This is a genomic window from Promicromonospora sp. NFX87 (assembly GCF_048564965.1).
GTDB lineage: Bacteria > Actinomycetota > Actinomycetes > Actinomycetales > Cellulomonadaceae > Promicromonospora.
The window spans coordinates 4,734,574-4,748,162 of sequence record NZ_CP183413.1 but is presented as its reverse complement, the minus strand read 5'-3'; the positions used below and the strand labels follow the sequence as shown (position 1 = coordinate 4,748,162).

Below are 13,589 nucleotides of genomic sequence, written 5' to 3'. Positions count from 1 at the left end.
CGGGTAGTGAGCGTGCAGGTCAGCGGAACGCGGCCAGTCCCGTGATGTGTCGTCCGAGCACGAGCGTGTGGACCTCGTCGGTGCCCTCGTACGTGCGCACCGACTCCAGGTTGCTGGCGTGCCGCATCGGCGAGTGGTCCAGCGTGATCCCGTTGCCGCCCAGCACGGTGCGCGCCTCGCGGCAGATGTTGATGGCGATGCGCGCGTTGTTGAGCTTGCCCGCCGAGATCATGTGCCCCTCCAGCCGTCCGGCGTCCTTGAGCCGGCCGAGCCGCAGCGCCATGAGCTGCGCCTTGGTGATCTCCAGCGCCATGTCCACGAGCTTGGCCTGCGTGAGCTGGAAGCCCGCGATCGGCGTGCCGAACTGCTTGCGCCCCTTGGCGTAGGCCAGCGCGGCCTCGAACGCGTCCCGCGCGGCACCGACGGTGCCCCACACGATGCCGTAGCGCGCCTCGTCCAGGCAGGCGAACGGCCCCGCCAGGCCGGGGTGCTCCGGGAGCAGGGCGTCCGCGGGCACGCGGACGCCCTCCAGCGTGATGTCGCACTGCACGGACGCGCGCATCGACAGCTTCGGCTCGATGGGCACCGCCGCGAAACCCGGGGTCGACGTCGGCACGATGAACCCGCGGACGCGGTCCCGTTCGCCGCCGCCCTCGACCGGCTCGGCGACCTTGGCCCAGATGATCGCGATGTCCGCGAACGAGGCCATGCCGATCCACCGCTTGGCGCCGTCCAGCACCCACTCACCGCCGGCGTCGCCGCCCTCGCTGCCCGGCACGAACCGGGCGCGCGTCGTCATGCTCGCGGGGTCGGAGCCCGCACCCGGCTCGGTGAGCCCGAAGCAGCCCACGACCTCACCCGTCGCCATGCGGGGGAGCCACCGCTGCTTCTGTGCCTCGGAGCCGTGCTTGTGGATCGCCGACATCGCCAGCGAGCCCTGCACCGACACGAAGGTGCGGATGCCGGAGTCGCCGGCCTCGAGCTCCTGCGCGGCCAGCCCGTACTCGACGGCGGAGCGGCCGGCGCAGCCGTACCCGTCCAGGTGCATGCCGAGCAGGCCGAGCTCGCCCAGCTCGGGTACCAGCTCCTGCGGGAAGTGCGCGTCGGCGAACCAGCGGGCGATGTCCGGCCGGACGCGCCGGTCCACGAACTCGCGGACCCGGTCGCGCGTGGCCAGCTCGGCGTCGCTCAGCTCCGAGTCGATGTCGAGCAGGTCGGCGGGGGAGCCCATCAGTCGAGCCCGAGGACCTTGCGGATCCGGGCCACGTGGCCTGTCGCCTTCACGTTGTAGAAGGACTCGGCGACCGTGAGGTCCGGGTTCACCACGAAGGTGGAGCGGATGACGCCGACGTACGTCTTGCCGTAGTTCTGCTTCTCGCCCCAGGCGCCGTACGCCTCCAGCGTCGCGTGGTCCTCGTCGGACGCGAGCGGGAAGGTGAGCGCCTCGGCGTCGGCGAACTTCGCCAGCTTGGCGACCTTGTCGGGGGAGATGCCCACGACGGCGTAGCCCGCGCCCAGCAGCGACGCCTCGGAGTCGCGGAAGTCGCACGCCTCCTTGGTGCAGCCCGGCGTCGCGGCGGCCGGGTAGAAGTACACGATGACGCCCTTGGACGTGTTCTGCGCCAGCTCGGCGAGGCTGACGGTGGAGCCGTCGGCGGTCGGGAGCGTGAAGTCGGGAGCCTTGTCCCCGGTCTCGAGACGTGTGGTCATGCCCGTAACGTTAGCCGCCTCGCGGGCCGACGGCGGTCCGCCCGGCGGGACCCTGTGGACAACCTCGTCCGCCGGTCGCGTAGCGTTGTCCTGTGAGCACCCCCGCTGTGACGAACGCCGCTACGAAGCCAGGCACCCTCCCGATCCGCATGCTGCACGATCGGCTCCTGGTCGAGCCGGAGACGGACTCGGCGGAGCGGCACTCGACGGGCGGCCTCGTGATCCCGGCGACCGCCGTCGGGCCCAAGCGGCTCGCGTGGGCGACCGTCGTGGCCAAGGGCGAGCACGTGCGCCAGGTCGACGTCGGGGACCGCGTCCTCTACGACCCCGAGGAGCGCGCCGAGGTGGACCTGGCCGGCCGCGACTACGTGCTTTTGCGCGAGCGCGACGTGCACGGCGTCGCCGAACGGGACGAGGCGGACGGCTCGACGGGGCTCTACCTGTAGGTCAGGCGGGTCGGACGTCGGCCTGCAGCAGCTCCAGACGCTTGATCATGCGGCGCACGAGCAGCAGCGGGATCGCGCCGAAGACGCCGAACGACATGTCGATGAGGCTCCAGCCCCACGGGATGTCCCGGATCGGTCCGGCGATCAGGGCCAGCGGGATGATCCCCGCGCAGGCGATCAGCCCGAAGTCGATGATCCAGATGTTGCGGACCGGGTCGCGCAACGGGCCCCAGAACGCAACGGCGATGACCAGGTGCGCGAACGCAAGCCAGTCCGTGCCGTACGCGATGAACGGGTAGTCGGCGGCGGTGGCCTCCAGCCCCTCGCGGACACGGGCGAACCACTCCACGAGGCTCGGCAGCCAGTTCTCCACGCCCCACGCGACGAGGAGCTCGTGGCCCCAGCGGACCTCCGTCGTCAACGGGAACGCCGTGACCCCGCTCAGCACGAGGCCGACGATGAACACGATCAGCCAGGCGCGCACGCGCCGCAGGAGGACGGCCTGCTCGAACTGTGCCGCGGCCTCGGTCGGGGTGCCCGCGCTGCTGTCGGTGACGGTCATGGTGCCCGGAGCGTAGCGGCGGTCGGCGGTACCCCGCTGTCACGCAGTTCACAGCGGCGAGCTGTCCGTTCGGTTTCCGGTGACGGCGCAGGTCCTGGTAGTGTTTCTTCCCGTCGCAGGCGCCATTAGCTCAATTGGCAGAGCAGCTGACTCTTAATCAGCGGGTTCATGGTTCGAGTCCATGATGGCGCACCAGACGGCGGTCCAGCAGGCCCCTCACGGGGGTGTCTGCGAGGGTTGTCGCGAGGCGGAGGTAATGGTGCGCCAGAGGGCTCAAGCCCTGGTAATCTTTCCGTCGCAGGCGCCATTAGCTCAATTGGCAGAGCAGCTGACTCTTAATCAGCGGGTTCATGGTTCGAGTCCATGATGGCGCACAGCAGGTCGAAGGCCCCCACCACGGTGGGGGCCTTCGTCATTCCCGCTCAGGCGCCCGGCTGCAGCTCGACGGGGAACACCTCCGTGCGCGCCACCACCCGGTCCCGCTCCTCCGCCAGCGCCGTGCGCCGGGGATCGGCGAGGTAGGAGTCCAGGCCGGCCTGCCCGGCGAACCGGTAGAGCTGGACCTCGTGCGGCCGGCCCTCGGCGCCGTCGGACATCGCGCGCTGGACCACCGCGCCGCCGTGCTCGGGCAGCAGCTCCAGCACCCGGTCCTCGTAGGCGGTCAGCGCCGCCTCCTGACCGGGGTGCGCCCACAGGAAGCAGCAGAGCTGGATCTGGTCGCCAGGATTCGCCATGTCCAGAGCCTAGGACCTGACGGCAAGTTCACCCGGGTGCTGCGCGGTCGCTGACCTGCGGCTTCACCCGGCCCAACGGACAATTTGTCCGGTTGTTGCCTCCCGCACCCGTTCTGTTCACCCACCCGGTCCAGGTTGACCTCCGGGCGTGCTCAGGGCCGTCCACCTTTCACGGACCACAGGGAGGACGGCCATGCGGCCAGTCACCAGGAAAGAGCGAGGTCGGCAGCAGGCCGGTCTCGTCGCGGCGGTCACGGCGGCCACGCTCGCCATGACGGGATGGGCCGCGACGTCGTCGTCCGCCGCCCCCGCGGAGACCGGCAGCACTGCGGTCGGTAGTGCCGCGACGGCGCCGCACGAGCCGGCGGAACCGGCGGCAGGCGGGCCCGTCCTCACGCCCGACGAGGGCAAGTTCCTCGAGGGGACCGTCCCGGTCGCGGCCGAACCTGTCGCGCCTGGTGACGACGTCGAACGCCTCACCGTCGACGGCGTCGACGTGCCGGGTGCCACCGAGACGCTCGGTACCTCGGTCCTCGGCTACAACGTGGCGACGAACTCGACCGAGGCGCGCTACAAGAACTACGTGTCGGTGAACGGCTCCGAGCCGATCTACCTGCCGGACGCCGTGAGCAGGCGCGTCGAGCTGGAGATCCCCAACGAGTACCTCGTGACCGGCGAGAACACCGTCGAGGTGGTCGCGGGCACGATCGGCACCGACTGCGGCGTGAACCACGACGACTTCGTGCTCTCCGACTTCACGCTCGAGCCGCTCGGCGAGACCGCCGACGGCGAGGAGAACGAGTACACCTACGCGTTCGGCGACGGCAGCTGCGGCACCAACACGAGCCTCCTGCTGCGCGCCGAGCTGTCGTTCTTCCTGCAGGGCGACCCGCAGGGGACCACGGGGCTCAGCGCCGACCTCGACACGACGACGCTCACGAACGGCGAGCACACCATCGAGGCACGCACGGCGGACGGCGACACGACGGCGCACCAGGTCCGCGTGAACAACGCGCCCGTCGGCGCCCCGCGCCTCACCCCGACCGACGGCACCCTCGCCAACGGCACGGTCACCGCCATCGGCGCCCGTCCGGCGGACGGCGAGGGCGCCACCACCGAGCTCACCGTCGACGGCGAGGCGGCCGAGGCCACGGCGACGCTCGGCTCCGGCGACGCGGCGTTCTCGTTCAACGTCGGGTCGAACGCCGTGGACGGCAACGCCGCGAACCTGCTGGTCGTCAACGGGATCGAGATGCCGCTGGGCGGCTCCTACGCGAGCCAGCGCGCGGACGTCGTCGTCCCGAACGAGTGGCTCCGGCCCGGCGACAACACCGTCAAGGTGGTCACCGGCACCTTCGCCGGCGACTGCAACCGCGACGACTTCACCATCTCGAACCTCGCGCTGACCCCCGCGGCGGGCACCGCCGCCGGCGTCGGGCTGAAGCCCTCCTACTCGATGGGCGACGGCACCTGCGGCTCCAGCGGCACCGCCCTGCGCGAGGTCACGGTCACCTTCGCCGTGGACGCCCCCGCGCGCGGCCTGCGCGCCGACGTCGACACGACCACGCTGCCCGACGGCGAGCACGAGCTCGCCGCCACCTCGACCACCGGCGAGACCGCCACCCGGGCCCTGTTCACGGACAACACCGGCCCGGCCCTCGTCTCCGCCACGCCCGCCGACGGCGACCGGCTCACCACCGCCGTGCACCTCGCGGTCTCGATGGACGACGCCTCCGGCGTGGTGCAGGGCCCCGACATCACGCTCGACGGCGAGGAGATCGCCGTGGGCGACCCGGTCGGACCCGGCCTCGCCGCGGGCAGCCACACGATCGAGGTCTCCGCGACGGACGGTCTCGGCAACGAGGTCACCCACGAGATCCCCTTCGTCAGCGCCGGGATCCCCGACGTGCCGGCCGCCGTCGCACCGGCGTCCGGCACGTCGGACGTTGGGCGCACCGCGACCCTGCGCGCGACCGTGGCCGAGCCCGACGACGGCCGGGTCACCGCAACCTTCTCCAGCGCCGAGATCCTCACGCCGAGCCAGGCCTGGCAGGGCGAGGCTCCCGGAGTCCCGAGCACGCTGAGCGTGCGGGGCGAGAAGAAGCTGAGCACCCGGGCGCTGGAGCCGGGCGACGGCCGGACCGCGGCCTCGCCGGACTCGGGCGACGTCACCTACCAGCGGTTCGACGTGCCGGTCCGCGGCCACGTCGAGGCGCCGGTGCTGCGCTGGGAGGGCACCGCCGACCCGGCGCGCCTGGTCAGCCTGCGGGCCTGGAACCCGGACACCGGCGCCTGGGACGTCGTGGCCTCTGCGCGCGGCGCCGTCGACGGGGCGACCGTGCTGGAAGGCACCGTGACCGGCGACTACGTGCTGCGCGGCAAGGTGCACGCGATGGTCACCGGCGAGGACCCCTTCGCCGACGACATCGACCCCGGGGACCCGAACGGCTTCGCCGACCCGGCCGGGTACGACTTCTCGATGGTCCACTACACGGACACGCAGTACCTGACCGAGGGCGCCGTCGAGCAGGAGACCGCGGAGGAGCGCGCGGTCTGGGCCAAGGGCTACACGGGCGTCATGGACTGGATCGTCGACAACGCCGACGAACGCAAGATCGCCTACGTGGCGCACACCGGCGACATCATCGAGAACAACATCCGGGCGATCCCGCCGGAGCTCGAGGAGCAGGTGGCCGGCGAGTTCGAGTTCGCGTCCGAGGCGCAGGGCCGGATCGACGCGGCGGGCATCCCGAACGGCGTCGTCGCAGGTAACCACGACAACCAGTCGGGCACCGACCCCGAGCTGTTCGACGAGCACTTCGGGCCGGACCGGTACGAGGCGCTCGCCGGGGACTGGGAGGACGCGACGTACGGCGGCTCGATGACGCCGGGCTCGAACGAGAACCACTACGACCTGTTCTCGGCCGGCGGCCTGGACTTCGTGGTCGTGGGCCTGTCCTACGGCGTGACGCGGGACGAGGCCGAGTGGGCGGCGTCGATCTTCGACCGCTACTCCGACCGCAACGGCGTCCTGCTCACGCACGACTACCTGGAGCCGTCGACGTCGCCCGACGGGCGCGGGGCGAACTTCGGCGGGTCGGACGGGCCGCTGCTGTACAACCTGCTCGTCAAGGACAACCCGAACGTGTTCCTGGTGCTGGCCGGGCACCGGCACGGCGTGGGCACCAACGTGCGCCCGCCCGTGGTCGGCGACATCGGCGGCGGCGTGGTCGAGCTGCTCGCGGACTACCAGTTCTACACGGTGACCGCGGGCCAGCTGGGGCTCACCCAGATCGGCGGGTACGACCCGGCGGACCAGCTCCAGTTCGGCGCGTCCTTCTTCCGGATGCTGCAGTTCGACGTCGACCGCGGTGAGGTGTCCATCGACACCTACTCGCCGCTGCTGGGCGAGTTCGGCGCCACCGAGTACGACACCGAGCACCGGTACAACGGCCTCGAGGACAGCATGGTGCTGCCGGTCGACCTGACCTCCCGCACGACGTCGTTCACGACGGACTCCGTGGTCCTGTACGACCCGGTGCACCGGATCGGCAGCGACACCGTGTCCTCCGGTGAGGTCGCCTCGGTCCGGTGGACCGGCCTCAAGCCGGACCGCACCTACGCCTGGTTCGTCACGGCCCGCACCTCCGGGGGCGGGACGACGACGGCTTCGCCGGCTTACTTCACCACGGCACGGCGTTGAGGTTCGGCCGCTCCTTGGCCCTGGCGGGGCTGCTCGCAGTGGTGAGCAGCCCCGCCGTCGGGCCGGCCGCGTGGGCGCACGACGCCACGAGCGACGTCTACGCGGAGGTCACGTCCGCTGCTGGAGGCGGGCCGACGGCGGACGTCACCGCCGTCCTCGACCTCGAGTACGACCTGCTCATGAAGTCCGCCTGGCTGCGGGCCGAGGCCTACGAGGCCACCGGCCGGGCGGACCAGCTCGCGCAGCTCGACGAGCACGAGCGGGAGGTCGACGGGTACGTCACCGACCGGTTCGCCGTCACCTACGACGGCGAGCCGTGCGCACCGGCGCTCGACGCCGCCGACGTGGTGGAGCGCGGGGAGCGGGCCTACGCCTCGCTGACCTACACGTTCGCGTGCGACGGCGAGCCGGAGGGCGTGCACGAGGTCTCCAGCAATCTGTTCCCGGACGCCGAGTCGTTCGTGCACTCGACCGAGACGATCATCCGGTACGAGCTGGACGAGGAGGAGGGCTCGGCGGTCCTGACCGCGGCGTCGCCCACCCTCACCACGGGGGAGAACCGGCTGCTCAAGCAGGTGGGGGAGTTCTTCGTGCTGGGCGGCGAGCACCTCCTGTTCGGGCTCGACCACGTGCTGTTCCTGCTGGCGCTGCTGATCGGTGCCCGCAGGCTGCGCGACGTCGTGTGGACCGCCACCGCGTTCACCGTCGCGCACTCGGTGACGTTCCTGCTCGCGGCCCTCGGCGTGGTCTCCGTGCCGGCGATCGTGGTGGAGCCGGTGATAGCGGCGTCGATCGCGGTGGTGGCGGCCGTGGACCTGTACCTGATCTGGCGGGGGCGGGGTTTCGCGTCCGGGGTGGCGCCCGGGTTCACGTCCGGTGGCGGTGGGACGACGTCGGCCGCGGTCCGGGACGCCCTGCGCTGGCGGGCCCCGGCCGGGACCCGGGACGAGCTGACCGGCTGGGACCGCTGGCGGCTGCCCGTGGTGTTCGCCTTCGGCCTGGTGCACGGCGTCGGGTTCGCGGGCGCGCTCGGCATCGATGCGGCCTGGTCGTGGACCCTGCTGTGGTCGCTGCTGTCGTTCAACGTGGGCATCGAGGCGGTACAGCTCGGGATCATCGCAGTCGTCTTCCCGCTGCTGGTGCTGCTGCGCGCCCGGGCCCCGCGAACCGCCCGCTGGGTGCTGGGTTCGACGACCGCTGGCATCGTGGTGGTGGCCCTCTACTGGGTGGTGGAGCGCCTGGCCTAGGGATGGGCCGCCCAGAACGTCTCCAGCTCCGCGTCCAGCGCCGGCGCCACCTGCATCGGCAGGGAGTGCGTGGTGTCGGGCCAGATCTTGACCTGGGCGTCGGGGATCAGCCTCGCCTTCTCCGCCCCCGCCTCGCCGCCGGCCAGCGGGGAGTCACTCGCGATCCCGACGTACACCGGCATGGTCAGGCTCTTCAGCTCGGTATCGGTCAGCTGGACGGGGTTGGGCAGCCCTGACGAGCTGTAGCCCTCGGCGCCGACGCTGATCATCCGGGCGAGCGGGTCGTCGGGGTCGACCTCCTCGTTCTCGACCCCGCCGATCTGGTTCAGGGCCGCCTCGCGCCACGACTCCGGCAGAAACGTCAGTGAGACCGGGATGCTCGCGAACACCACCGAGAGCGGCAGCGCGCTCAGGGTCAGGACCGGCTCGAGCAGCGTCAGGCTGGCGAGGCGGTCCGGGTACCGCACCGCGACGGCGGCCGCGAGCCCGCCGCCCTGCGAGTGGCCAACCAGGTGTACCCGGTCGAGGCCGAGGCCCGCCATCGCCTCGTCCACCCAGCGTGCCGCGTCCCCGACGTCGCGCATCGGCACGGTCTGCTGGGACATACCCGTGTCACCGATGACGTCGAAGGCGTACACGGTGCGGTGCTCGATGTAGTGCGGCAGGTTGTCGCCCCACATCGGCGCGGCGGACGACCGTCCCGGCAGCAGGACCACGGGGACGCCGTCGGGCTGCCCTTCCGGGATCCAGGCGTAGGCGCGCACCGTGCCGAAGGTCGTCTCGATGTCCCGTGTCTCGGTGGGTTCGGGCAGGCGGCCGAGCGCCTCGGCGTAGGCGTCCTCGTAGGCCTCGCGCGCTTCCGGCGTGCGGAAATGGCCGACGCCGGGGGTGCTGGTCGCGAGGAGCAGCATCAGGCCGCTCGTGGAGACCGCGGCCAGGATCGCCAGCAGCACGACCGGCCACCGGCGGCGCTTGGGTCCGGTGTGGTTCTTGCGCATCGGAGGAGTCCTCTCGGAGTGCAGTGTTTTTGCAATACGTTCGCATCGTAACAGGTTGCGATGCGAACGTATTGCTACCCTGGGCACATGCCGAAAGTGGTCGATCACGAGGAACGTCGCTGGGAGATCGTCTACGCGCTCTGGCTGGTGATCGCCGAGCACGGGATCGAGGGCGTCAGCCTGCGGCACGTCGCGGCGGCCGCGGACGTCTCGATGGGCCGGATCCAGCACTACTTCGGCACCAAGGAGGCGCTCGTCCTCGCCGGCTGCACCGCGCTCGTCCAGAGCGCGCACGGCGGCTATCAGGAGACCGCAGAAGCGGCCCCGCGTGAGCGCCTGCTGCACGTGGTGAGCCAGCAGATCCCGCGGGACGACGCCGGCCGGATGGGCGTCAGCGTCTGGTACGCCTACGTGGCGAAGTCGATCAACGACTCCGCCGTCCGCCAGGTGCTGGCCGAGGCCCGGCGCGGGGCGGAGGGGGAGTGCGTGCGGCTGATCCGGGCCGACCGCGGCGGGCCTGCCGACGGCGCCGACCAGGCCGCCCTGGGGCAAGCCAGGCGCCTGCTCGCCCTGGCCGACGGCCTCACCCTGCGGGTCCTGGTCAGGGACCTCGAACCGGCCGAGGCGGTGGCGATGCTCGAGTCCGAGGTGGGCCGGATCTGACCATCCCGCGGATCAGTCGGGATCGGCAGGGCTGCCCAGCAGGTCACGGAAGAGGTCCTCGGACTGCCGCGCGACCTCGACGTCCCGCGCCACCCGGTCGGGCGGCACGCGTCGCTCGTCCGGCTCGGCCCAGCTGCGGTTGCTCAGCAGCCCGCGCCGGATCCAGCCGAGGACGAGTCGCGGGGCGTCGATGCCGCGCCGGTGCGCTATCTCGGTGAGCCGTCCGAGGTCGCCGTGGGACAGGTCGACGACTATCCGGCGCCCGTCGAGCTCGACGTGCGAGCCGGAGCCGCGCTCGGTCATGGGCGCCCGCTCGGCTGCCATGCGTCGATGGCGGGTGCGGCGGCGAGCATGTTCGGTCCTGACTTCGCTGGGTGGTCCGGGCGTCTGCCCCCAGACTGCCGCCCGTCGCCACGGGCGTGCGCGGCGAGCCCCGAATCCTTGCGGATACGCAATGCCCGGCCGCCACCTCGTACGCTCTACCCGTGAGCCAGCCCGTACCTCCCCAGCCCGACGCCGCCCAGCAGCCAGACGCCGCGGACCGGCCCGAGCTGGCGGGGTTCCGGACCAAGCCGGTGTCGTTCGTGCGGCGGTCCGGCCGGCTCACGGACAAGCAGAAGCGGATGTGGGCCGCCCGGCACGGTGCCTACCTGGTCGACGTCCCCCGGGCGGTCGCGCGCACCTCGGTGGACCCGGAGTTCGTGCTCGACGTCGAGGCGGTCTTCGGGCGCCGGGCCCCGCTCGTCGTCGAGATCGGCTCCGGCCTCGGCGACGCCGTGGTCGAGGCAGCCGCGACCGACCCCGCACGCGACTACCTCGCCGTAGAGGTCTACCAGCCAGGGCTCGCCCACACGATCGCGCGCGCCGAGCGGGCCGGAGCGGCCCTCGGCCAGGACGGGCTGTCCAACCTGCGGCTCGTGCAGGCCAACGCGGCAGAGCTGCTCGAGACGACGCTCCCGGCCGGGTCCGTGGACGAGCTGTGGGTCTTCTTCCCGGACCCCTGGCACAAGGCGCGCCACCACAAGCGCCGACTGGTCACCGCGGAGTTCGCTGCGCTCGCGGCCCGCGTGCTGCGGCCGGGCGGGACGTTGCGCCTCGCGACCGACTGGGCGGAGTACGCCGAGCAGATGGTCGAGGCGCTGGAGGCGGACGACGGCCTCACCAACGCGCACGGGCCCGGCGGCGTCGCCCCGCGGTTCGAGCGGCGCGTGCTCACCGGGTTCGAGCGCAAGGCGCACCAGGCCGGACGGGAGATCGCCGACCTGGAGTACGTGCGCCGCTGATGCGGCGTCTGCCGACGCGCCGACCCGCACGGCCCTGACCTGTCCATTTTCGAGATCTCTACAGGGACTCCGCGAAATATAACGACTTGGTCAAGTCCGGAAATCCACCGTGTGATCTGTTTGCCCCCGGCATGTGAAGTGCGGCACATTGGGCCCCAGGTGCGAAGCGCGCACCGGGTCGCGGGCTAGGCGCGCGCCCCCATGAGCCAATGGAGGCGTCATGAGTGACGTAGGGGCTTCAGGCCCGACAGAAACCGATTATCAGCGCGTGGAGAGATCGGAAGAGTTCCAGAGCCTGCGCAAGGCGTTCCGGAACTTCGTCTTCCCGATGACCGCGCTGTTCCTCGTCTGGTATCTCCTGTACGCGCTCATGAGCACGTACGCACACGACTTCATGAGCATCCGCGTGGGCGGCAACATCACCGTCGGTCTCATCTTCGGGCTGCTGCAGTTCGTGTCCACCTTCGTGATCACCACGCTCTACGCGCGGTGGGCGAACAACAAGTTCGACGCCCGGGCCAAGGCCCTGCGCGAAGAGATCGAGGAGGGCGCGCTGTGAACGGGACCGTCATGGCCGCGGCAGCGGCGACGAACGTCGGCAACGTCTGGATCAACATCGGGATCTTCGGCGCCTTCGTCGTGGTCACCCTGATCGTCGTCTTCTGGGTGTCCCGGGAGAACAAGACCGCGGCGGACTTCTACGCCGGCGGCCGCAACTTCACCGGCACGCAGAACGGCGTCGCGATCGCCGGCGACTACCTGTCCGCGGCGAGCTTCCTGGGCATCGCGGGCGCCATCGCCATCAACGGGTACGACGGCTTCCTGTACTCCATCGGCTTCCTCGTGGCCTGGCTCGTTGCCCTGCTCCTGGTCGCCGAGCTCCTGCGGAACACCGGCAAGTTCACCATGGCGGACGTGCTGTCGTTCCGGCTCAAGCAGCGGCCGATCCGGCTGGCCGCGGCGCTCTCCACGCTCGCCGTCGTGTTCTTCTACCTGCTGGCGCAGATGGCCGGCGCGGGCGGCCTCGTCGCGCTCCTGCTCGGCATCACCGACAAGGCCGGCCAGGGCCTCGTCATCGCGATCGTCGGTGCGCTCATGATCCTGTACGTGCTCGTGGGCGGCATGAAGGGCACCACGTGGGTGCAGATCATCAAGGCGACGCTGCTCATCCTGGGCGCGGGCATCATGACGATCTGGGTGCTGTCGCTCTTCGGCTTCAACCTGTCGGCCGTCATGGAGCAGGCCGTGAACATGTCCGGCGACAAGGGCGACGCGATCCTGGAGCCCGGTCTGCAGTACGGGGCGACGGCCCTGTCGCAGCTCGACTTCCTGTCCCTCGCGCTGGCCCTGGTGCTCGGCACCGCCGGCCTGCCGCACGTGCTGACGCGCTTCTACACGGTGCCGTCGGCCAAGGAGGCCCGGAAGTCCGTGGTCGTGGCGATCTGGCTGATCGGCATCTTCTACCTGTTCACGCTGGTGCTCGGGTACGGCGCCGGGGCGCTGGTCGGCCCCGAGACGATCCTCGCGGCACCGGGCGGGCAGAACTCCGCCGCCCCGCTGCTCGCGTTCCAGCTCGGCGGCGAGATCCTGCTCGGCATCATCGCGGCCGTCGCGTTCGCGACCATCCTCGCGGTGGTGGCGGGTCTGACGATCACGGCGGCGACGAGCTTCGCGCACGACATCTACGCCTCGATCATCAAGAAGGGTCAGGTGGCGCCGGACGGTGAGGTCAAGGTGGCCCGCTGGACGGTGGTCGTGATCGGCATCATCGCGATCATCGGCGGCATCTTCGCCAACGGGCAGAACATCGCGTTCCTCGTGGCGCTGGCGTTCTGCGTCGCGGCGTCGGCGAACCTGCCGACGATCATCTACTCGCTGTTCTGGAAGCGGTTCAACACGTCCGGCGCGCTGTGGAGCATCTACGGCGGCCTGAGCTCGACGATCATCCTGATCATCTTCTCGCCGGTCGTGTCGGGCAAGCCCGCCGACCCGGTCACCGGGCTCAGCAAGTCGATGATCAGCAACCCGGCCATCGACTTCCACTGGTTCCCGCTCGACAACCCGGGCATCGTGACCATCCCGCTCGCGTTCGTGCTCGGCATCGTCGGCACGTACCTGAGCAAGGAGCAGTCGCACCCGGAGAAGTACGCCGAGATGGAGGTCCGCTCCCTCACGGGCGCGGGCGCGGAGAAGGCCACGGCGCACTGACGCCCTGACACCCCGCTGAGTGCTGGGTATTTGCC

At 71.0% G+C, this 13,589-nt stretch carries 13 protein-coding genes and 2 tRNA genes; 9 read left to right on the top strand and 6 right to left on the bottom strand.

The window, feature by feature from the left end; translation table 11 throughout:
- Positions 1–19 precede the first annotated feature (19 nt).
- Both ACNYC2_RS21310 and bcp read right to left on the bottom strand, forming a co-directional pair.
- The gene (locus ACNYC2_RS21310; RefSeq protein WP_419703711.1) at positions 20–1,231 is read right to left on the bottom strand and encodes an acyl-CoA dehydrogenase family protein; all 1,212 of its coding nucleotides are present in this window, start codon (positions 1,229–1,231) and stop codon (positions 20–22) included.
- Positions 1,231–1,710, bottom strand: a complete 480-nt coding sequence (bcp, locus tag ACNYC2_RS21305) for a thioredoxin-dependent thiol peroxidase (RefSeq protein WP_419703710.1) — start codon at positions 1,708–1,710, stop codon at positions 1,231–1,233. Before bcp ends, ACNYC2_RS21310 begins: the two co-directional genes overlap by 1 nt.
- A gap of 149 nt (positions 1,711–1,859) precedes the next feature.
- Here bcp and ACNYC2_RS21300 point away from each other — a divergent pair, with 149 nt between their 5' ends.
- Positions 1,860–2,156, top strand: coding sequence for a GroES family chaperonin (locus ACNYC2_RS21300; RefSeq protein ID WP_357506008.1), 297 nt, complete (start codon positions 1,860–1,862; stop codon positions 2,154–2,156).
- Position 2,157: 1 nt separating this feature from the next.
- Here the strand turns inward: ACNYC2_RS21300 and ACNYC2_RS21295 are convergent, their stop codons facing one another.
- Positions 2,158–2,718 carry a hypothetical protein gene (locus ACNYC2_RS21295; protein ID WP_419703709.1) on the bottom strand — a complete coding sequence of 187 codons (561 nt, stop codon included), beginning with the start codon at positions 2,716–2,718 and terminating at the stop codon, positions 2,158–2,160.
- Between the two features lie 119 nt (positions 2,719–2,837).
- Between ACNYC2_RS21295 and ACNYC2_RS21290 the strand changes: the two genes are divergently transcribed.
- Together ACNYC2_RS21290 and ACNYC2_RS21285 are read left to right on the top strand one after the other, a co-directional pair.
- A tRNA-Lys gene (locus ACNYC2_RS21290) sits at positions 2,838–2,913 on the top strand.
- Positions 2,914–3,019: 106 nt separating this feature from the next.
- Positions 3,020–3,092: transfer RNA gene (locus ACNYC2_RS21285), tRNA-Lys, on the top strand.
- Positions 3,093–3,140: 48 nt separating this feature from the next.
- Here ACNYC2_RS21285 and ACNYC2_RS21280 read toward each other — a convergent pair.
- A complete protein-coding gene (locus tag ACNYC2_RS21280) occupies positions 3,141–3,452 on the bottom strand; it encodes a hypothetical protein (RefSeq protein ID WP_419703708.1) in 312 nt (103 codons plus the stop codon).
- Positions 3,453–3,645: 193 nt separating this feature from the next.
- Between ACNYC2_RS21280 and ACNYC2_RS21275 the strand changes: the two genes are divergently transcribed.
- Positions 3,646–7,155 carry a metallophosphoesterase gene (locus ACNYC2_RS21275; protein WP_419703707.1) on the top strand — a complete coding sequence of 1,170 codons (3,510 nt, stop codon included), beginning with the start codon at positions 3,646–3,648 and terminating at the stop codon, positions 7,153–7,155.
- Between the two features lie 14 nt (positions 7,156–7,169).
- On the top strand, positions 7,170–8,402 hold the full coding sequence (locus ACNYC2_RS21270) for a HupE/UreJ family protein (RefSeq protein ID WP_419703706.1): 1,233 nt from the start codon (positions 7,170–7,172) through the stop codon (positions 8,400–8,402).
- Here the strand turns inward: ACNYC2_RS21270 and ACNYC2_RS21265 are convergent.
- A complete protein-coding gene (locus ACNYC2_RS21265; protein WP_419703705.1) occupies positions 8,399–9,400 on the bottom strand; it encodes an alpha/beta fold hydrolase in 1,002 nt (333 codons plus the stop codon). The genes ACNYC2_RS21270 and ACNYC2_RS21265 overlap by 4 nt on opposite strands.
- Before the next feature lie 87 nt (positions 9,401–9,487).
- Here ACNYC2_RS21265 and ACNYC2_RS21260 point away from each other — a divergent pair, with 87 nt between their 5' ends.
- On the top strand, positions 9,488–10,063 hold the full coding sequence (locus tag ACNYC2_RS21260) for a TetR/AcrR family transcriptional regulator (RefSeq protein WP_419703704.1): 576 nt from the start codon (positions 9,488–9,490) through the stop codon (positions 10,061–10,063).
- A gap of 12 nt (positions 10,064–10,075) precedes the next feature.
- Here the strand turns inward: ACNYC2_RS21260 and ACNYC2_RS21255 are convergent, their stop codons facing one another.
- Positions 10,076–10,387, bottom strand: a complete 312-nt coding sequence (locus ACNYC2_RS21255) for a hypothetical protein (RefSeq protein WP_419703703.1) — start codon at positions 10,385–10,387, stop codon at positions 10,076–10,078.
- 161 nt (positions 10,388–10,548) lie between these two features.
- On the opposite strand from ACNYC2_RS21255, the gene trmB reads away from it, so the two are divergent.
- The 3 genes from trmB (at position 10,549) to ACNYC2_RS21240 (ending at position 13,554) form a co-directional block, all read left to right on the top strand.
- Positions 10,549–11,346: a tRNA (guanosine(46)-N7)-methyltransferase TrmB gene (trmB, locus tag ACNYC2_RS21250; RefSeq protein ID WP_419703702.1), complete on the top strand. Its 798-nt coding sequence runs from the start codon at positions 10,549–10,551 to the stop codon at positions 11,344–11,346.
- Between the two features lie 220 nt (positions 11,347–11,566).
- A complete protein-coding gene (locus tag ACNYC2_RS21245; RefSeq protein ID WP_419703701.1) occupies positions 11,567–11,905 on the top strand; it encodes a DUF485 domain-containing protein in 339 nt (112 codons plus the stop codon).
- An 11-nt stretch (positions 11,906–11,916) separates the two neighbouring features.
- Positions 11,917–13,554, top strand: a complete 1,638-nt coding sequence (locus ACNYC2_RS21240; protein WP_419707875.1) for a cation acetate symporter — start codon at positions 11,917–11,919, stop codon at positions 13,552–13,554.
- Positions 13,555–13,589 lie beyond the last annotated feature (35 nt).